This window comes from Nitrosomonas marina (assembly GCF_900111605.1).
GTDB classification, from domain to species: Bacteria; Pseudomonadota; Gammaproteobacteria; order Burkholderiales; family Nitrosomonadaceae; genus Nitrosomonas; species Nitrosomonas marina_A.
In genome coordinates, this window is sequence record NZ_FOIA01000009.1 from 44,569 (window position 1) to 65,162 (window position 20,594).

Here is a 20,594-nt window from a genome sequence, read left to right on the forward strand (position 1 = left end):
CACAGGCGAAATAAAAACCGCGCACCAAAATCGATGCACGGTTTTTAGTAATACAGCTTATTTTCTAATGATGCAAATGACAGCTGACCGGTTAGGGAACAGCATTTTTCTGCGCATCAGTCAAGCCAGCCTGCCATCCGGATGGCAGATGTTGTACCCAGCCGTTATACACATTGGGGATTGCCAGTACGCCCTGGCCGCCCATGCCCGCCAGGCTGACCACAGCGTCATCCGTAGCTGCAGTGTTATCTGCCATGGAGATTGTGCCGGCAACAGTAGCATCAGAGAAATTGCCGTCGCCATTCGGGTCAGGGTCGACCACAATCAGCCGGTTGGAAAATTTACTGCTGACATAGGCATAATAACCGCCACCGGCCTTGGCACCGAAATTGACACCATGACAGCCAGGGTCGCAAGGTAATATGGCCACGACCGTGTCAGAGCTGGTGTCGACAACAGTGATGGTGCCGCCCGTATTTGCCGTGACCACCACGCGGCCGGTCGGATCAACGGGCGTCTGAATCGGTAAAATGCCGGAATTTGCCGCGCCTTCGCCCGTTACGGGATTATAAGCAGCAATCAGATTGATGTATGGCTTGCCGCCGTTTGCAGCTACCGGAACCGGATTCCCGTCAAAGTCGTAAACACTCAAGGAATGGTCCAGCAGGTTGGCGGCGTAAATTCTGTCGTTGCCGACGCCAATCGCGATTGGGTGTGGCCCGTGTGGAAAGTTGCCGCCAGCGGCCGGACGTGCCATGATCTGCCCGGAATTGCCGTCATAAAAACCGGTATCCGATGTGTTGATATTCGGTGTAACGATTTTACCTGCCGGTGTAATCCAGTGACCATGCGGGTTTGCCGGTACCTGTCCAGGCAATTGCGTAGGAATGCTGGATTCCGGCGTCGTCGTGCCTGCCGGAATGGTGACCACCCTGTTTTCGCCATTAATGGCCACGGTAATATCATCACTGTCCGGCATCGTCATGACATGCGATGGTGAATCGCCAATTCGAATATTGTCGATCAACTGGCCGTTGGACTGATTAATGAACGTCAGCTTGTTGTCGAACCATTGCGTCTGGAAAACGGTCGACTGATTTCGGTCAACCCACATATTATGTGGATGATTCATATTGATTGACGGCAATGCAATCTTGCGTTTGATCGTCCAGTCCGATGTGTCGAGCACAGTGATGGTTCCGGGTTTGGTTTTACTGGCCGTTTTTTCAAACTGCGTATTGATCCATACCTCGCCAACGCCTGGCGTAACGGGATTGGACAATGGACCCAAGGCAATGTCCTGACCATACCGGCTTTCGAGTACAGCTTTCAGATTCAACACCGCTCCACCGCTCAAGCGTACGTCAACGTTCGGGTATTCCGCATGCCATGGCGCGGCAGATGTGTAATCCTGCCAGTTTCCCTGGGTCGTAGCGACAAAAAATGTTCTCAGCAAGCGTGTAGCGAGATCGCTGGTAGTTGGCAGATCATGGATGCCAACCACCAGATCAATAGCTTCGCCCAAATCCAGTCCATCCGTGCTGGGGTCGTCTACAATTACGGCGCCAAACATATAAGGGTGGATTTTACAGGTGAATACATACAGACCCGGTGTGTTGAGCTGTACAATGCCGCCGCCGCGGTAGGCCTTGGTCTGATCAAACGGGATGTCATGTTTGTTATCCGTGTCCGCATCACTTGGCCAGATCAGGGTTGTAATGGTGTGCACCGCGTTGGTGTCCGACATAATGAAATGCGCACTGCTGCCGGGGGCCATTACTTCAAGTGAGCGGGTTTTGATATTAAGCGCACCGATCGGACCGGCGGGGTCGATGATCGCATCGCTGCGCGTGCTTCTGAACCAGCTGCCGGGCTCGTCCGAAATTTCAAAGGTCACCAGACCGGGATCGCTCTGGTTGGGACTCAGGAGTATCGCGCCATACGGTGACGCGCCCGCAACGCTGACGCCGGATGCAGCGCCGGGTTCATCCACGCGGAACCGCGCCGCCATGTTGGATTCCATATGCGATACCACGTGGCAGTGCAAGTGCCACATGCCCGCGCCGACACCGGTGCCTGACTTAAGCGTGAAGGCGTGACTGTCGGCCTTACCGGCCAGTATTTTGACGTCAATAATATGCGGAGTGTGGCCCTGGTTAATCGGGTCGACCTCGTCAAGCCAGCGGTGTGCGTGCAGATGGAATGTATGGTCGTGCTCAAGTGACAACACATGAAAGCGCACTATTTCATCCAGATTGGCGCCAAGTACCGGGTTGGTCCAGAGAGGAGTCTGCGTACCGTTGACGATCTCGGCGCCCCAGAACGTGGAACCAACCATGAACATGATGTATTCCTTGTCCAGATCGGCGATATCGGTCGGGATGATGGTGCCGTCACCGTCGATATAGCTTTGCACCGAACCGTCGGCGGCGTTGACGACCAGAGCGCCAAACAGGCCCAGCAATCCGGATCCGTCGTCATAATACGGATATGTGCCGGTTTTGCTGGCAGTAAAGGAATAATTCTGCGAACCGCCGCCGGCAGCAGCCTCGGCCGCGTTTTCCAGAATGCCGGGAATATTAATGCCAACGGGAACGCTGGTGTTGTTCGTCAGTGAAATGTTGACTGTATCGCCCTGTTGAACAAAAAGCGTCGGACCGGGTATGGCTGTTTCTGCCGGGTAATTCTGATTCGACCCGGCGTGGCTGATCATTTTATAGCCAAGCTGGCCGTTTGGCAGCGTCTCCGCTGAAAGATTGATTGTATGCGTGGTAGTAGCGCTAATGGATTCGGCTTTGGTTTTTTTGAGCAACAACCCATCTTTAAAATAATATATGTTCCCATCATGCGTGGCTGCCAGCGCGATACTTGAAAAGAACAATGCGGCTATGAACACAACCGTTGCCGCCACTGTTTTTTTATTCGATCCAAAGATAATAAATTTCATTCTTCTGTCCTTTGATTGAGAATTACGTTTCAATTAGGGATTAACGTTAAAGTTGCCCTGCATGCCCAGTGAATTACCGGGAAAGGTGTCATCCTTATACTGTGAATCCCATGCTGCCTGGACAGCAAAAACATGCTTCTCTAATGGGCCGATTACTTTTTCAGTAATAATCAGATTTGTGCCGGGATCGATCCATCCGTAATTGTTCATTTTGAAATTGTGTGAATTGGAACCAAGCGCAATCAGATGGAAGCGGACATTGTTGCCCTGATGGGCCGTGAGCGTCGGGTTATGCCAGAGTGGCGTCTGCTGGCCTGTCTGGTTATCGATTTCCGTTCCCCAAAATGCGTCATCGCCAATAAACAGGACATATTCCTTTTTGATACTGGAAACAGGCACATTTTTTAACTTTCCGGCCTTGTTCAGGGCCTGCATACTGGTGCTGCCATTGACAATGACTGCGCCATACAACCCTCTGTCCTCTGCGCCATTGAGCGTGATCATATTATGATCGTGGTAGGCCCATGTCCCTGTTGTGCCGGGTGCGGCAATCCAGTGATACGTGTAGCTCATCGTGGGCGTGGCGCTTTCGTCCGCAACCAGATTAATGTATTCGAGGGTGCCGTCACTGTGAATATCGTAATGCACACCATGTACATGTACACTGACCTGTTCAAGTGTGGCCGAATTGCCCGGATCAAATACATGCCTCAACGTGAGCACGACTTCATCACCCTCGTCGATGACCAGGGTTGGTCCCGGTATCGTCGGCTCGGATACATACCTGGATGTCACATCGGTCTCCTTGTTGCCCCTTTTAACGATGTGCTGTGCCATACGGTAAGCAAACAGATCGTTTCCGCCTTCAACGCCGGCCGGTATTTTCTCGGCCCACAGTTCGATTATGTGCATTTTTCCCGCACTGGCAGCGAATGCGGTCTGGACGCACAACATTAACGCTAGCATGGTCAGAATATGAAAAACAAGCTTGGTCTGCTTTTGCGCGCCCCGTCGAGCAGGCACTGCTGCCGTAGGCGCAAAGCGCGAATGTTTCGACCGTAAGGTATGCATTACTTTACGTATCATTTAATTCTCCCTCCGTTAATTATTTATCTAGATTGGTGCCAAATTCAGGAAACGTAATTCCAGTGAAGAATACGTCAATGTTTTTCCAAGCATTTTTTGTGCCAGAAATGCTTAATTATTTTAAGTTGTTGATTTATATGTCGTATAAATTTTGCTGTACGGGCTGCATCGCGAAACAAAAGACCACAATGACATTAAGTAAAATATTTCGACACAATTTAAGTGCTAAAGACACTATTTTTCATAAGGTTATTGAAACATTAGAAATGTTACAAAATGGTTTCAATTTGTTGAAAGTTATGCAATTTTCACAGGCATAGGTGCGACAAATTGTCGCACCTATGCCCAAAATGCAGTGTAAAATTTTTCGACAGTGTGATGAGATGAGCACAAAAGACTGGAGATCAAGCCGCGTTTGATGAATTATTTATCAAATACTTATTGAGTATTTGCCCGGAATGAAAATGTGTGTAACAAAAATCCGGACCAGCGATGAGCGTATAAATACAGCTTCATGAAAATATGGCAAATCAATGCATGCCATTACACGAAATTTCATAAAAAGTTAAATAATCTGTAATCCTCTGTACATAAATGCAGTGTATCGTGTGTTCCTGCAACATTGTTGTTTTTATAGTAAATTTTTTAATGATTACGAGGTGTCAAACATGAAGTACAGAAATATCTCTGGAGGATTGGTAATCTTTGCACTGGCCATTGCGATGACAAGCGGTCCGTCATTTGCCAAAAATGAAACTGCGCTGAAAAAAAGTTTTCGGGAAAATGCTGTGGGCATTGCAACCAGTTCGCTCAGTAAGCAGATCAAAGAAAAATTATTGAAATTACGTAAGGAATCGTCATCCTTAGCTACCGGTGACAGTATTGTCCAGCGTTATAAAAATAAGCTCGAGGCCAAATAGAACCATGCCTGATGAATAGTCGTGACAGTTGTTGATGAGTAAATACTTTTCGACTGTTCGTTCAGTTCTAACAATTTTTCATTTATCACGCCACACGCAATAAAAACTGTGTAAAGCCATCCTGGTTTTCGCAGTTTTCGATTTGTATCTCGAGCCTTCCGGAAACGCCCGTTTTCATGGAAGGCTGTTTTTTTTTTCGATAATCAACTGCTCTGCTATCCCGCGCAGTGCGGCAGATAACCTGTCAGCGCTCCATCAAGGTATGACGTTGCTACATTAAGGCGGGCAGCGATCGCAAATAGTGTTGTATTGTATTAATCAGCAGTTGGAGTATTTTCCTGAATTTTATTCTCTGTATCGCGCTGTTACCGGATTCCGGGTCATCCGGAATCCGCTTTGAGTAATTGGGCCGCTTGTTTTCGCCAATTCTGAGATTTGACTTGAATACCTGTTTTACGGCCTGTGAAGGGGTGTTAGGTCGGGTGGGGTTAAAACAGGTGTCGTAAGCCGACTGTCCAGGTGTTGCGGTCACGGTCGACTGTCGTATTCCTGTCGATGACATTGACACGTTGATAGCCGCCGAAAAGATTCGTCCGCTTGCTCAGATGATACAGTGCGCCAAGGGTAAAGCTTTTGGCATCGCGCTTGTTCGCAAAAACCGTACGTTCGGCATGGGTCATTCCGCCTTGCGCAACCAGGGTGGCGTTACCCAGTTTGTATTGACCGCCAACATACCAGACGTCGCCATCGCCGCCGGGATTCATGGCAGAGTTACACTGACGGGTTGCTGTTTCCTTGATTGAACCGAGCGCGGCAGCGTCCGAACAGGTTGCGGCGCCTATCGCATCGCTGACGAATTCATACTGACCCTGCAGCTGAAAATCATTATATGACCAGATGCCGCCGATGCGACCGACTTCTTCGGTTTTCAGGTTGGCAGTTGTCACTCGTTTCTGGAACGTACTGACGTTGTCCCTTGAGTATCCGCCGAAGACCTGGAATTTATGCGCCAGAAAATCAAAATTATATTTCGCGGCAACCTGAACGTCCCACTCACCGTCTTCACCACCGGTTTCGCCGATGTTGAAGCCGTCACCACCGAGAGCGCCACCGAGATGAGCTTCCAGTTTTTCAGCGTCTCCGGGCATAAACAGGACGGCGAAAGAAAAACCATGAAATTCTGTGGAGGTAAACCTGACAACACTATTGACCGCAGAATACGCGCCGGCACCGAGGCCGTTGGCGCTGGCAACCATGGTGCCGCCACTGCCGGCAGCCTGCAAGGTTGTATAAACAAATGGATCAATGGTCCAGCCACCGGCAAAATCCGCGAACGGCGAATGCGTACGTCCTATTTTTAATGTGCCGATTTTGTCGTTATTGATGCCGACAAAAATTTCCCGGCTGCCCTGGGTTGCGCCGTTGGTATTGAAACCGAAATCGATCATCGCCATTGCCTGAAACCCCCCGCCCAGGTCTTCAAACACACGGAAACCCCATGAGGAAAAAAACGTTGGGTCGTTTACCGTGGACTGACTGGAATATCCCTCGATATTGATATGACTGTATTCAGACTGGATTCTGCCAACAACAGAAAATTTAGATCCGAAAGCGGATGCTGTGGCAATTAATGTGACAAGACCGGTCAATATTATAGCAATCAAATGCTTATTCATCATAATCCTCTTTTTGTATGAAATGTTTAATAAATTTGAAAACAAAGCTTTATAAGCCTGTAACAAATGACTTCTACAATCCTTCCAGGTCTGCGCAAGTGGGAAGATAAAGCCGAATCGTTTCATTTTGATGAAAACGGAGCCGAACGATAAAGCAGTCGGACCGCGAAAGATGTGGGGATTCTCACACCTTAGATTGATTGTCCATAAACGATAAATTGACCGGGGTAATGTGGGAAAACTCACAGGGAATGACGCCTGTTTCAAATTATGATGCCGGGCGTTTTACGTTAAGTTGTGCCCCGTAATTGGGCGGGTCTTCCGGTTCAGTTCCGGGTTTTAAAACCGGAAGCTGTTTCAAAAACAGCTTGCGGTTCAGTTTTCCTGATTCATTGAGTCACTTATGCACAATGAATCAGGAATTTCATGTCAATCTTGGAGGAATTTAAATGATTTCAAAAATAAAGCCTGGCCATATGGCCTCGCTAACAGCAGCATTTATGCTGGCATTCTCAGCCAGCACGATCAGCGCCGAAGAAACTGAGTTCGACGGTGATAATGAAGTGCATTTCCGCAGTACTAACTATTCAGGCAATCACAATCAGGCTGTTTACAATGAGCATTTGCAGCCTGTGGTTACCGCGATCGACTACCACACTCGTGTGATCTACCTGTTTAATTATGAAAACGACAAACTGATTATCATTGATCCGCTGACCAGTATTAACGGCTGGCCGGGTGATATACCGCTGCAGCATACCGCGGTATTGCCTGAGGGCGATATGATCTATATCACATCTGATAATACGGAAAACCACCCGTCTTATGTGATTGCATTAAAAGTGCTCGACATTGACTGGAATGCAGGGACCGTGTCTTTGAATCTGGAATCGCTGATGGTGGCGGACAGCCCGAATACACCGGCCGAACTGCCTTTCGTCGAACCGGTCAATGATGTCCAGAATGTACCCAACTGGCTGATTGGTAGAGGTACGCAGATTCACGGCAATACGCTGCTGCCTTATTCGGATTTCATGTATATGACCGAATTTACCTCGGACAGAGTGCGGGTCGTCGATCTGAAAACGAATCAGCTGGCCAGTGTCGACCCGATTGCAATACCGGGTTATACGGAACAAACGCATGGTATTAACTTCAATCGGTCAGGTACCGTCGGACTGGGCACTGGGTATTTCTTCGACAATAGCATGATCGATGTATACAAGCCCAACAGAGAGACAGGCGAATTGCAAGTGGTTGGCCAGATCATGCTGGGTAATGAAAAAAGACATGCCGCCTTTACACATTTTGTCTACTGGCTGGACGAGCGTTTCGCTGTAACGGCCTCGATGCAGTTTGATAAAACGTCACTGACGCCGGACACCACCAGAAGGATTATTCCTCCGAGTGTATGGTTGCTGGACACCGTTGAAGGGACTGCTACGAAAATCATTCGCCATACGAAACGTGTGAACGGGCGTGGTGTGTTCCGTTCGCCTTCCGATCTGGCGGTTGTCAACGGCAAACTTTATCTGGCTGAAGAAGATACGCTGGATTATAACTTTGGTGAAGACGGTTATATTTCAGTCTGGGACTTAACCGATCGCTACAATCCGCGTTTCATTAAGCGGATGAAACCGGGGCATGAACTGCCGCAGGGTTACTCTGTTGCGCACACCATCAGCCCGACGCCGGACAACCGGTACCTGATCGTGGCAAGCTGGGTTTCTGGTTATGTGTTGAAAATAGACACGGTGACAGACCAGGTTGTTAAACAGTGGGGTCCTGAGGACGGTCTGGTGCAGCCGCATGGTATTTTTGCAGCAGGCGGAACTCGCTGAAGCTAAGCGTTTATAGTGCAAGTCAAAACCCATCGGCAGCTCACGGTAGATCTCGTGCCGGTCTCTGGCTGGTGGGTTTTTGAAACGCTGCACCGATTCTTTGTGTTAAATCTAAAAGGAGATGCTAAGTTGAAAAAAATGTTTTTTCATGAGAGCAGCGTGTTTGCAGTGATAACTGCGGTGCTGCTTTTCATGCAGACCGGTCTTGCGGCGGCGCCACTCGTTCTGCCGCGCCCCGTCCCGCTGCAGGCAGAGACAATCGCGCATCTGAAACAGGCGCATGTGAACGCCAATGAAAGCGATCAATGGCAACTGGTGGTTTTCGGGTTTACCCGCTGCAAGGATATTTGCCCGACCTCGCTTGGCAACCTGTATATGCTGATTCAGGCTGCTTCCGCTGAGAATATTCAATTAAACGGCACTTTCGTTTCAATCGACCCTGATCGTGATTCTGCTGCTGCGTTGTCGAGCTATACAGAGCGGTTCGGATCTGATATTTCGTATTTACGTTTTGAAGGTGAGCAACTGGAGCAATTTAAAAATGCTTTCGGTGTTGAAGTCGCTTTCTATACGAAAAGTGCAGGAAATATGGAAAATTACCAGGTTGATCACAGCACGACCGCTTTTCTGATTGATCCGGAAGGCAGGATCAAGGTGATGTTCGATGCAGTCAAAGACGCAGCTGACATTGCCGTACTGTTTAAGGAAAACGGGGAATTGTTCTTATGATTGCCAGGATCGCCTTGCTGTTTTTTCAGCTCAGTTTGCTGGTTGGACCCGCTGTAGCCATGCAGCTGGAGGCTGATCCGCGCGTTATCATTTCTTTTATGGATAAATCGTTACCGCCGGAGCAGGATATTTTGCGTGTCACTTCCGATGTCACACCGGACAACCATCTGGTATTCCAGGTGCAAACCAAGGGAGAGCGGGTAGGCGGGGAAAGTAATGATTATGTGATGCTTCATATTCAGCACGAAAAAACCTATGCACTGATTATTCCGTTAAATAGTGATGCGAATGAGGCAGTTCGGATTTATGAGGCCGCACTGGAGCCGGATAGTCCGTTGACCGCGATTACCTTTAAAGAATCGCCGCTAAGCAGCGAATATGCCGGATTTGACGCGACACGTATTGAACGGGGAACGAAATTTACAATGCCGCTGGACTGGATTAATTTCGGCGCAGATTTCGGTTTTGACGCTTATACAGTGGAAGCCACCGTAGAGGAAGACACACTGCAGATTAACGCTGTCCATGATCAGGCCAGGCGTGGACGAGCGCAGCCCAAGCAGATATCAGCGATTACATTGCTGAACAATATTTGTTCACCAAAAAAATAGACGGCACAATTTTTTGAACGATGTGTGAGTTGTTTTCGTTTTATCTGTCCGTCTTACTGTCCTGTGCTGTTTTGTGGCAATCTGATAAAAAAACCGGGAAACTATCTGTGGAAATTCGCACAAACAGGGAGAAATTGAATAATGTATGCAACAGCTGGTATAGGAAAATGCAAATAGATGTTTGAAATTTGCCTGGTAGAAAGCGATGATGCAAAGTGTGCTGTTAATAAAACGTTGGCAGCGACATTCCCATCCACAGTAAAACGAGAATGATCATGGTAATGCCGACACCTATGGTGCCAATAATCATACCGATTAGTATGGTGATGCCGTCCTTGCTCAGCAGCCCAAGTGACATTATCAGAATGCCCCAGCCAGGTGGAAAATTGGTTAATGGTATGGGAAGCGATATTGATAATGCGAAAACAAACGTAAAAATGCCAATGATTCGTTCCCAGGTGTGCACGCTGATATAAGTCAGTCGTGGCTGCAACCGTTTTTCTATTTTTTTTAGCCATGGATTGGCTTTAGCAATCAGTTTCTCCAGACTTTCGCGTTTGATTTTTTTGGTCGTGATCCATAGCGGCAGCCAGGGTGATTGCATGCCGATGATCATCTGGACTGAGAAAATAAAGAGTGGAATCGAAAAAAAAGTGGTGTAACCGGGGGGTACCGGTACCGGAAGACAGAGCGGCAAAGCTGCGATTGCCAGCAGAATGCCAAAACCGCGTTCGTGCAGAGAGTTTTTGATCTCGCCAATGGTCACTGTGTCGCTTCTATAAACAACAACGACTGTTTCCAACAGCTCAGAGGTGGAACGCTCTTTTGCGTTATGATTGTTTTGCGCTGATGAATTGTTATTATTGCTCGGGTTAGTGCTCATCGGTTTTTCCTACACTGTAGGCCGTATCTTTCCAGATAATTGGTGTCCGGTAAAGTCGTAATGAACGGTTTTTGTTGCTGATCATGAAAGCCGGTGGTTCTGAATGGATTTTGATTGCGTTATTCATACCGCAGGGCATCAACCGGTTTCAGCGACGCGGCTTTTCGGGCAGGATAAAAACCGAAAAAAATTCCCACTGCCGAGGAAAACAGAAAGGCCAGAAAAACCATACTTAGAGTGATGACCACGAGCATATCAATAAGCTGACTGATTATCCAAGCGCTGCCAATCCCCAGAATGACACCGATCATACCACCCATAAAACAGATCATTATGGCTTCCAGCAGGAATTGAATTAGAATAGCATTCCTGTTGGCTCCGATAGCCATACGAATGCCGATTTCACGGGTGCGTTCGGTGACGGAAACCAGCATGATATTCATGATGCCGATACCGCCAACCAGTAATGAAATCGAGGCGATAGCGCCCAGGACGATAGACAAAATTTTAGCTGTGTCGGTAGCGACATCCGCAATAGCGGTCAAATTACGTACTGTAAAATCATTTTCCATACCATCGGAGATACGGTGACGTTGCCGCAGAAGCTGTGTAATTTCAATTTCTGCTTCTTCCATTGTTTCGGCAGATTTTCCCTGAACCAGCATATAACGTATCGAGCCCGGAAACTGATTGCCGGTTATCTGGCGTTCGCTGGTCGTAATGGGAATAAAGACGTTATCGTCCTGATCGCGTCCACTTAAGCTTTGACCCTTGGCGGCAAGCACGCCGACAACCAGAAATGGTCGATTGGTGATCCTGATTGTTTTGCCGACCGGGTTAATCGTGCCAAACAGGTTCTCAGCCGTGACGGAACCCAATACGACGACACGCGCCGCTGAACGTACATCAGTCTCGGAAAAGATCGAGCCGTCTTCGATTGTCCAGTTTCCAACCATAAAATAATCCGGCGTGGTTCCTGTGATTGACGTACTCCAGTTTTTTGCATTGAAATTTAATTGTGCCGTACCGCTGATGACCGGCCCCGTTGCATTGACCGTGGGGAGTTCCGCAATGGCCATTGCATCATTTACCGTCAACGTCTTTACACTCCCGCTGCCAAAACTCAGGCCGCCTGATGAAGTTGCACCCGGCAGTACGATGAACAAATTGCTGCCCATCGTTTCGATGGATTGATTGATTTTTGTTTGCGCACCCTGTCCAATAGACAGCATCAGGACCACGGCGGCTACGCCGATGATCATGCCGAGCATAGTTAGCCCAGTGCGCAAACGGTTCATGCGCAGAGCACGCATTGCTTCTCCGATGATAGTGATCAACTTCATATCACGGCAACAATCAGAAAGAGGTCAACATCAGGGAATGGCATCATGGTGTGCAATCAAACGGAAGGAGTGATGATAACAATGAATCATATAACCGGGTCAAGTGCGTTCTCAAGTGCCTGATCGCCATCATATACAATGCTGCCGTCCTTGATAAGAATCAACCTTCTGGCGTAAGCCGCGATGTCTTTTTCATGCGTTACCAGGACGATTGTGATTCCCTGTTCACGGTTTAACCGCTCAAATAAAACCATGATCTCTTGGCTGGTTTGGGTGTCAAGGTTACCCGTGGGTTCATCGGCGAGTATCAATGGCGGCTGGTTGATCAGCGCGCGGCTGATGGCCACGCGCTGTTGCTGGCCGCCGGATAATTGATTGGGATGGTGCATGGCGAATTTTTCCAGCCCGGTGCGCCGTAGCTGCTCCATAGCCTGTTGTCGACTGCTGGCGCGGTTTTCTCCGGCATACAATAGCGGAACTGCAACATTATCAAGCGCTGTCATGCGATTTAACAGGTTGAAACCCTGAAATACAAAACCGATATAACGATTGCGAAGCCGGGCAAGTGCATCATTTGACAGCATGGCCACATTCTGGTTTTCCAGCCAGTAATCCCCGCTTGTTGGTGTGTCCAGGCAGCCGAGTATATTCATCAGAGTCGATTTGCCCGATCCAGAATGGCCCATGATTGCGACAAATTCACCTTTTTCAATATTCAGATTGATATTTTGTAACACCGCGTTTTCGATCGTTTTGCCATCGGCATCTATGAGTTTGTAGCTTTTGTGCAGTTGCGCAATTCGAATGAGTGCAGAGGGTGAGGGTGCTGGCTGGTTTGTCGACATGTTTGAGTCTATCAGAACATCCTGAATCTAAATTTGGTCTGAGAATCCTTCGTATCACTTTTTTCCCGTATGACTACATTGTCGCCAGCGTTAACGGTGCCGGCGACAATTTCAGTGAAATGACCGTCTGTAATTCCCCTGGATATAAATGTCGCAACAGGGTGACCGTCAATCAGCCGGTAAATCACGGATTGACCGGGCTGTCCGGCAGGTCGCTGCTGCTTGTTTGGACTGGATTCGGACGCTTTAGGTTGATATCGTAGCGCAGCATTTGGTACGCGCAATACATTTTGTTTTTGATTGACAACAAAATGAATATTGGCAGTCATGCCGGGTAAAAGTGAACCATCAATGTTATTGACCATGGCAACAACATTATAGGTAACGACGTTTTCCTGTATTGTCGGGTTAAGACGAACCTGTTTGACCCTGCCGGTGAATGTGCTCTCCGGATAGGCGTCGACGGTAAAATTGATTGGCTGGTCGATGCGCAGTAAACCGATATCCGCTTCAGCAACACTGATATTGATCTGCATTTCACGTAAATCTTTGGCTATCTGAAACAGCACAGGCGTCTGAAAATTTGCGGCAACGGTTTGTCCGACATCAACATCGCGCGCAATCACGACACCGGATATCGGTGATTTGATAATACTGTAATTCAGATTGGCGCTGTCTCTTTCAACCTGTGCCTGACTGACCGCCAGTTGTGCATTTGCTGCATCGAGTTCCTGCCTGACGATATCGAGCGCTTCAATCGAGATGAAGCCTTGTTCATACAATTCTCGATGACGCTTGAGCTTGCTTTGCGCAATACTGTACTGCGTCTGCGCACTAAGCAGGTTGGCCCTGGATTGCTGTAACTGTGCCTGCAGCAATGCCGGGTCGAGTTCCGCAAGAATCTGGCCGGTCTCGACCTGGTCGTTAAAATCGGCATGCAGTTTGGCAACTGTACCTGATACCTGGGTACCGACATTCACGAGAACAACAGGTGTCAATGTACCGTTCGCGGAAATGGTCTGAATGATGTCGCCATAATCCAGTGTGCGCGTCAGATAAGAACTGGCCTCGGGTTCATCGTCATTGCGTGAGTACCAGTACACCACCGCCGCGCTTAAGAGAAGCAACGCTGTGATGATAGATCGGGTGTTACGAATAAACATGATGATTTGTTGAAGGAATACACTGGAAGCAGAGCGATAAACGCCTTTTCGTGTACTGATGACCGCTTCGCAATCGTGCTTGGAGTCTTTTCTTAAAGTTATAAAAAACCGGTTTGTCGACTGGCATGATACTGAGACATTTCATGGTATTTCTGGTTCAATACGTGCCTGGGCACAATATGAACTGTTGCATTATTTGCATACGGTACATACAAGAGAGATAAATAAAATTGACTGAATACTATCTGGTTTATAGTAAACTTTCCAATCACTTGTTAAAATTAGCCCTTTGATGATGCTAAGAAACATTTTAACTTTACAATAATACTAGGATTGTTCATGACTACCGAAGATTTTCGTTCTGCAAAGAATATTGCTACATTTTATCCACCACAACGAATTTTAATGGGACCCGGTCCGTCCGATACGCACCATCGTGTGCTATCGGCCATGGCACGGCCAACGCTGGGTCATCTTGACCCGGTTTTTGCCAATATGATGGAAGAAATCAAGGATTTGTTGCGCTATGCTTTTCAAACCAAAAACAAAATGACGTTTTCAGTTTCCGGCCCTGGATCTGTGGGGATGGAAATGTGTTTCGTCAACATGATAGAGCCGGGCGATAAAGTGGTGGTGTGCCGTAATGGCGTGTTTGGTTCGCGGATGATTGAAAATGTAGAGCGACACGGAGGGGTAGCGGTAGTTGTAGATGACAAGTGGGGAGAACCCGTTGATCCGCAAAAAGTCGAGGATGCGCTCAAGCAACATCCGGATGCCAAAATTCTGGCTTTTGTTCATGCCGAAACATCGACCGGTGTATTGTCTGATGCGCAAACACTGTGTGAACTTGCGCGACGATATGATTGCTTGACGATTGTTGATACGGTAACGTCGCTGGGTGGTTCTCCTATCAAGGTTGATGAATGGGGTATTGACGCTATTTATTCAGGCAGTCAGAAGTGCCTTTCATGTCCGCCAGGCTTATCGCCAGTCAGTTTTTCCGAGCGCGTGACCAATCTGGTTAAGAATCGTAAAACCAAAGTGCATAGCTGGTTTATGGATATTGGCCTGCTGCTGGGTTACTGGGGATCATCGACGCGTACGTATCATCACACGGCGCCGACCAATTCACTGTATGCTCTGCACGAATCCCTGGTGATGCTGTATGAGGAGGGTCTTGAGCGTTCATGGGCGCGCCATCGGCGCAATCATGAAGCTTTTAAAGCGGGTCTTGCAACCATGGGTATCAACTATGTGGTTGACGAGCAATACCGTCTGCCACAGCTGAATTCCGTTTATATACCGGACGGCGTCGATGATAAAGCGGTTCGGGACAGATTGCTCGCCGATTACAGTCTGGAAATCGGTGCCGGTCTTGGCGATTTTGCCGGAAAAGTCTGGCGTTTTGGTCTAATGGGTACATCCAGCCGCGTTGAAAATGTGGTGATGTGTTTGAATGCACTGGAAACAGTGTTCTCGGACATGGGTGTGAATCTCAAACGCGGGACCGCTGAATCTGCGGCACATCAAAGCTATGCAGAGAATCCAATGCCTTAAGCGCTATGCCTTGAGGTTTGGAGAAATTTTTTTCGTTAATCCGGAATTGTTTTCGGTTTATACGCCTTAAACCCGTTTTTCCACTGCTTGTAAAGTGGAAAAACGGTGCTTAGAAACGAATCTGGGATGATCCGATCCTTATGCTTCTGGATTTTCCTCTATCTGTTGTTGCTGCATTGCTGATAGCTTTTTTTGTATCCTATTGTTCAATTGCATGGCTCATACAGTGGAAAACATCTGTAGTTCTTGATTATCCGAATTCAAGATCACTGCACACCAGACCTGTGCCGCGTATCGGCGGCATAGGTTTGCTGGCCGGCGTGATCTTGGCATGGCTGGCTGTATCGGCACAGCTTCCTGTACCTGTCTGGCTGGGTATTGGCATATTGGCCGGGATATCGATTGTTGACGACATCCGGAATGTACCAGTCGGCTATCGTTTATGTGTACATTTTCTGGTTGCGCTGGGATGCTGCTTTTCTCTTATGCTCGATTTGCATGAATGGCCGTTGGTAGTAGGCATTACGCTGGCTGTGCTGTGGATGTGCAATCTGTTTAATTTTATGGATGGCTCTGATGGTCTTGCTGGTGGCATGATATTGTTCGGATTCGGTTTTTACGGGTTGATGGCTTTTTTATCCGGTGATATCGGTTTTGCTGTAACCAATTTATCGGTGGCGGCAGCATCGCTTGGATTTTTACTTCATAATTTTCATCCGGCACGGATTTTTCTTGGCGATGTGGGTGCGATTCCGTCAGGTTTTCTGGCAGCCGTCATGGGTTTGATTGGATGGATGAATGGGTTATGGTCGTTATGGGTGCCATTATTAATTTTTTCGCCATTTATTGTGGATACAACGGTGACCTTAACAAAACGATTGCTGCGAGGTGAGAAAATCTGGCAGGCGCATCGAGAACATTACTATCAACGAATGGTACAAAGCGGTCTGGGGCATAAAAATACGGCATTGCTTGGATATGGGTTGATGTTGTTGGCAGGTGCGAGTGCCGTCTGGATGAATGGTCAGGCTGCAAATATTCAATTAGCTGTCGTTCTCATATGGGGAACGATCTATCTGGGCTTGATATTGATGGCAGATCTGAGTAAGAAACCCTACGCAGGTGAGCGTTAAAATGCTGGGAAACAAATTCGGTATACGTTCAGTTATCGCGTTCTCCCATGATTTGTTTGCGGTTGCAGCAGCCTGGTTACTTGCCTTTCTGTTTTACCTGGATTTTAGAATTTCAGTTTTACCGTTTGCGTTATTTTTCGATTTAATGTCCTGGATACTGCCGGTTCAGGCAGTTACTTTTCTGTGGCTCGGTTTGTATAGAGGGCTGTGGCGTTACGCCAGCCTGCCGGATTTGAAGCGTATTACTGTTGCGGTATTGTTAAGCGCTGTTTTTGTTTCAATTATTATCTGGCAACGCGGGCTCCTGGAGGTGGTGCCACTTTCAGTCAGTGTACTGGCACCGGTTTTGCTCTTGATGATTATGGGTGGCAGTCGGCTGATCTACCGTGCCTGGAAAGAGCGTCGCTTATACAGCCTTGAAAACTATGATGGCAAGCTGGTGCTGATATTGGGTGCAGGAAGTACAGCAGTTAATCTCGTCAAGGATCTGGCAAGCAGTCACGACTGGCATGTCGTTGGTTTATTGGACGATGATCCCAGAAAGCTGGGTACCCGTCTGCATGGTGTGCGAGTGCTGGGAGTGATTGACAATTTACCGCATTGGGTGCAGAAGTTAAATGTAGGGCATGTCATCATTGCCATGCCTTCACTCTCGCACCGGTTGCGCCGCCATATATTGGAAATGTGTTCTGAAATGGGCGTCAAAGCGATGATTGTTCCATCTTATCAGGATCTTATTAATGGCAAGACAACTATTTCTCAGATTCGTGAAATTCAATTGGACGACCTGCTGGGACGTGCGCCTGTCGTGCTGGACGATGAGGGGCTGCATGGGTTTCTGACAGACAAGGTTATCATGGTTACCGGCGCGGGTGGTTCAATCGGTGCTGAACTGTGTCGTCAGATTATTGCATTCCGGCCTGAATATCTGGTATTGCTGGAACGTAACGAATATGCATTGTATTGCGTGCAGGAGGAATTTGCAAAGAAGTTTCCTGATACTAAAATGTCGTTTGCGATCGGAGACGTCAAGGACGGTGCGCGTATGGATCAGTTGTTTCGGCAGTTCCGTCCAACCGTCGTTTTCCATGCCGCTGCTTACAAGCATGTGCCATTGATGGAGCATGAAAATGCCTGGCAGGCCGTTATGAATAATGTGATGGGTACTTATGTTTTGGCCAGTACGGCGATCCGTTATCAGGTAAAGAAGTTTGTTCTGGTATCAACCGATAAAGCAGTCAATCCGGTGAATATCATGGGTGCCAGCAAACGGCTGGCAGAAATGGTATGCCAGGCAATGCAGCAATCGACCAGGAATCACAATCAGTTAACCTGCTTTGTAATGGTGCGATTTGGCAATGTTCTGGGCAGCGCGGGTAGTGTTATACCCAAATTTCGCAAACAGATTGCAAGTGGTGGACCAATAACAGTCACTCACCCGGAAATGACGCGTTATTTCATGTCGATTCCCGAAGCTGCACAGCTGGTTTTGCAGGCAGGTTTGATGGGAGGGTTGAAAGGCGGTGGGGAGATTTTCGTGATGGATATGGGCGATCCCGTAAAAATCAAAGACCTTGCCAGTGACATGATTCGCCTGTCCGGTCTGGGTGAAGACGATATTCGCATAGTTTATACCGGGTTGAGGCCCGGTGAAAAACTGCACGAAGAATTATTGTCCGCAAATGAAAACACCGTGCCGACACCGCACACAAAACTCCGAATTGCACAAGCGCCTGAGGTCAATGAGCAATGGCTGGTGGCGTTTGTCGCCCGGTTTGAAAAAATCAAATCACTTAACGATGCGGAGGTGCGAATCGAACTTGCGGGCTGGGTTCCTGAGTATGCGCCGAATGGCGAAACAGTGCACTGATTATTTTTCTGTTACAGCGCCGTTATTCAGTAAAAAAATTCGATCGATATGCTCTTCTGTTGCAGGTATAGTTTGCAGGAGTACAATCACGGTACGGTTCTGTATCAAGGTCATAAGCGCTTCATTCAAAAGCGGTCGATTCGGTTGCAACCACAGATTATCTATAATCACAACCGGAGAGTTTTTCAGCAGTGCTCGGGCGACTTCAACTTTCTGCCACTGATGTCGAGTCATGCTTGCACCGTTTTCGTCAACCCGGGTTTGCAGTCCGTCGGGCATTTCACGAACAAAGCGTGAGGCTCGCGCGATGTGGGCAACGGCAGTGATGCTGGCTTCGTTGGCGCATTCTGTCAATCCGTACGCAATATTATTGGCTACAGTACTGTTCAGGATGACAGGCTTGTTTGACACCATGGCAAAATGTGCGAGCAGATCAGCGTGTTCCATGGCTTCATATGGAATATTATCTAGCAATATTTTTCCCGTCGAAGGTTTCTTGAAGCCGAGTAATATATCAATCAGCAAAGCGCGTTCTGGTCTGGATTGACACACTAATGCCACGATCTCGCCAGGTTTGATTTTTAGATCAATCGTGTACTGTAAACTTCTTTCCGGTACCGAGCTGTAAAAGCTGGCTGATTCAAATGAAAGACCGCCTTTTGTGGCTGGAATTGCCGGTTTATCATGACGATCAACGGTGTGTTGGTCGAGTAACAAGAAAATCTGATCGAGATCTTTTTGTGCGTTTCGTGATATTCGAGGTAAATCCGCCAGTCGACTAATGGGTGCCATCATTAACAATATAGCTGCGACATAGGCTCCAAGTAGATCAATTGAAAATTGGCTTCTGACCGCCTGTTGCATCATCAGATACGATATGGCAACAATAATCAAAGCAAGAACAAGTTGGCACAATGTCTGGATAAATGCACTATAGTTGGCCTGCTGCATGATCGTTTTTTGTAATGAGTGCGATGCCTGTTTTAAAAGGCGGTATTCTTGTTGTTGGCCGTGGTACAACCGTATATGTCGAAAATTGTCGATTGAACGCCGTAGATGACTAACCAGCTCGGTAAACAACGGTTTCTCTGCATGAAGGAAAGCATTGCGTTGTCCCTTCATGACTTGCAGCATAAGAATGGCAAAAGGGATCAGTAAAGCAATAAAAAGCGCAAAATCCTGATCAAGCCAGATCAGGTATGCGACCAGACCGAAAAGGATCAGTATGTCGCGCACAAGTACGGTGATTATATGAACTGTAAACCGGGAAATTTCTTCGATGCTGGTAAGCGCTTTTATCGTCGACAGATGTTTGTCCAGCTGCTGATAACGGCATATGGGCAGATTGAGAATTGTGTTGAATAAATCAGCGTTCAGTTGTTTGAGAAGACAATTGTTCGCCTTTTCCGACAGGTATTTGTTGCCATAATCGGCGAGACTGCGGATGATCAGCAATAGCATCACTGCCAGAAACCCTGCCTGTATGGCATATGTGTTTTTTTCAATAAATGCGGCGTGCAGTATCTTCTGAATGTAAAAGGGTATAGCTGACAGCGTGGATGCGATAATTAATATTACCAGCAATGCAACAAAGAGCGTTTTACGACAGCATGCCATTTTTTCTGCAAGGCGCTTGTAATATTGTGTGTGAATCATATATGTATGAAGTTGGTATTACGTGGTTTCCAGCGATAAAACGTGTGCGTCTGGGTCTGTTTATATGAACGACAGCCAGTATTTTAAGCTAGAAGCATTTGCTTGGGTTTTATGTGATCAGGAGTAATATAGTACAATGTTTTCTGGTTCAGCACGTGATTGACCGATTGTTTTACGCGTTTTTGGTACGATCATTACCCGAAAGCCTGTGGTTTGTTTTTTTGTCAGTAATCTCAGGATGACCAATGTTTTTCTGACTGGCGAACCGTATATTTGCTACGATAACCCGCTACGGTTTTTTAAGTGATGATAATTCCTCGGATATGATCTGTAC

Annotated in this window: 15 protein-coding genes; 7 read left to right on the forward strand and 8 right to left on the reverse strand. The window is 47.6% G+C overall.

Features of this window, described 5'->3' with window-relative positions; genetic code table 11:
• Positions 1 to 91: 91 nt before the first annotated feature.
• Positions 92 to 2,947, reverse strand: coding sequence for a multicopper oxidase domain-containing protein (locus BMY62_RS05605; RefSeq protein ID WP_090657512.1), 2,856 nt, complete (start codon positions 2,945 to 2,947; stop codon positions 92 to 94).
• 33 nt (positions 2,948 to 2,980) lie between these two features.
• On the reverse strand, positions 2,981 to 4,033 hold the full coding sequence (locus BMY62_RS05610; protein ID WP_090657514.1) for a multicopper oxidase domain-containing protein: 1,053 nt from the start codon (positions 4,031 to 4,033) through the stop codon (positions 2,981 to 2,983).
• Between the two features lie 668 nt (positions 4,034 to 4,701).
• Between BMY62_RS05610 and BMY62_RS05620 the strand changes: the two genes are divergently transcribed.
• Positions 4,702 to 4,953, forward strand: coding sequence for a hypothetical protein (locus tag BMY62_RS05620; protein ID WP_090657518.1), 252 nt, complete (start codon positions 4,702 to 4,704; stop codon positions 4,951 to 4,953).
• A gap of 488 nt (positions 4,954 to 5,441) precedes the next feature.
• Here BMY62_RS05620 and BMY62_RS05625 read toward each other — a convergent pair whose 3' ends face one another.
• Positions 5,442 to 6,629, reverse strand: coding sequence for a porin (locus tag BMY62_RS05625; RefSeq protein WP_090657520.1), 1,188 nt, complete (start codon positions 6,627 to 6,629; stop codon positions 5,442 to 5,444).
• A gap of 449 nt (positions 6,630 to 7,078) precedes the next feature.
• Between BMY62_RS05625 and BMY62_RS05630 the strand changes: the two genes are divergently transcribed.
• The 3 genes from BMY62_RS05630 to BMY62_RS05640 all read left to right on the forward strand — a co-directional run bounded on the left by BMY62_RS05630 (position 7,079) and on the right by BMY62_RS05640 (position 9,810).
• A complete protein-coding gene (locus BMY62_RS05630) occupies positions 7,079 to 8,470 on the forward strand; it encodes a YncE family protein (protein ID WP_256207442.1) in 1,392 nt (463 codons plus the stop codon).
• A 138-nt stretch (positions 8,471 to 8,608) separates the two neighbouring features.
• Positions 8,609 to 9,199, forward strand: coding sequence for an SCO family protein (locus tag BMY62_RS05635; RefSeq protein WP_090657616.1), 591 nt, complete (start codon positions 8,609 to 8,611; stop codon positions 9,197 to 9,199).
• On the forward strand, positions 9,196 to 9,810 hold the full coding sequence (locus tag BMY62_RS05640) for a hypothetical protein (RefSeq protein WP_090657522.1): 615 nt from the start codon (positions 9,196 to 9,198) through the stop codon (positions 9,808 to 9,810). The genes BMY62_RS05635 and BMY62_RS05640 overlap by 4 nt, the downstream gene beginning before the upstream one ends.
• A gap of 223 nt (positions 9,811 to 10,033) precedes the next feature.
• On the opposite strand, the gene BMY62_RS05645 is transcribed toward BMY62_RS05640, so the two are convergent.
• The 4 genes from BMY62_RS05645 to BMY62_RS05660 all read right to left on the reverse strand — a co-directional run bounded on the left by BMY62_RS05645 (position 10,034) and on the right by BMY62_RS05660 (position 14,044).
• Positions 10,034 to 10,693 (reverse strand): exopolysaccharide biosynthesis protein, encoded by a 660-nt coding sequence (locus BMY62_RS05645; RefSeq protein ID WP_090657524.1) that lies wholly within the window; start codon positions 10,691 to 10,693, stop codon positions 10,034 to 10,036.
• Between the two features lie 119 nt (positions 10,694 to 10,812).
• Positions 10,813 to 12,036 (reverse strand): ABC transporter permease, encoded by a 1,224-nt coding sequence (locus BMY62_RS05650; RefSeq protein ID WP_090657526.1) that lies wholly within the window; start codon positions 12,034 to 12,036, stop codon positions 10,813 to 10,815.
• Between the two features lie 86 nt (positions 12,037 to 12,122).
• Positions 12,123 to 12,881, reverse strand: a complete 759-nt coding sequence (locus BMY62_RS05655; protein WP_090657528.1) for an ABC transporter ATP-binding protein — start codon at positions 12,879 to 12,881, stop codon at positions 12,123 to 12,125.
• A gap of 11 nt (positions 12,882 to 12,892) precedes the next feature.
• Positions 12,893 to 14,044 carry an efflux RND transporter periplasmic adaptor subunit gene (locus BMY62_RS05660; RefSeq protein ID WP_090657530.1) on the reverse strand — a complete coding sequence of 384 codons (1,152 nt, stop codon included), beginning with the start codon at positions 14,042 to 14,044 and terminating at the stop codon, positions 12,893 to 12,895.
• Between the two features lie 339 nt (positions 14,045 to 14,383).
• On the opposite strand from BMY62_RS05660, the gene BMY62_RS05670 reads away from it, so the two are divergent.
• The 3 genes from BMY62_RS05670 (at position 14,384) to BMY62_RS05680 (ending at position 18,604) form a co-directional block, all read left to right on the forward strand.
• Positions 14,384 to 15,601: a pyridoxal-phosphate-dependent aminotransferase family protein gene (locus BMY62_RS05670; protein WP_090657533.1), complete on the forward strand. Its 1,218-nt coding sequence runs from the start codon at positions 14,384 to 14,386 to the stop codon at positions 15,599 to 15,601.
• Between the two features lie 140 nt (positions 15,602 to 15,741).
• Entirely contained in the window at positions 15,742 to 16,734 is a 993-nt protein-coding gene (locus BMY62_RS05675; protein WP_090657535.1) for an MraY family glycosyltransferase, read from the forward strand.
• Position 16,735: 1 nt separating this feature from the next.
• Positions 16,736 to 18,604: a polysaccharide biosynthesis protein gene (locus tag BMY62_RS05680; protein WP_090657537.1), complete on the forward strand. Its 1,869-nt coding sequence runs from the start codon at positions 16,736 to 16,738 to the stop codon at positions 18,602 to 18,604.
• Here BMY62_RS05680 and BMY62_RS05685 read toward each other — a convergent pair whose 3' ends face one another.
• Positions 18,605 to 20,260 carry an ABC transporter transmembrane domain-containing protein gene (locus BMY62_RS05685; protein WP_090657539.1) on the reverse strand — a complete coding sequence of 552 codons (1,656 nt, stop codon included), beginning with the start codon at positions 20,258 to 20,260 and terminating at the stop codon, positions 18,605 to 18,607.
• Positions 20,261 to 20,594: the final 334 nt, after the last annotated feature.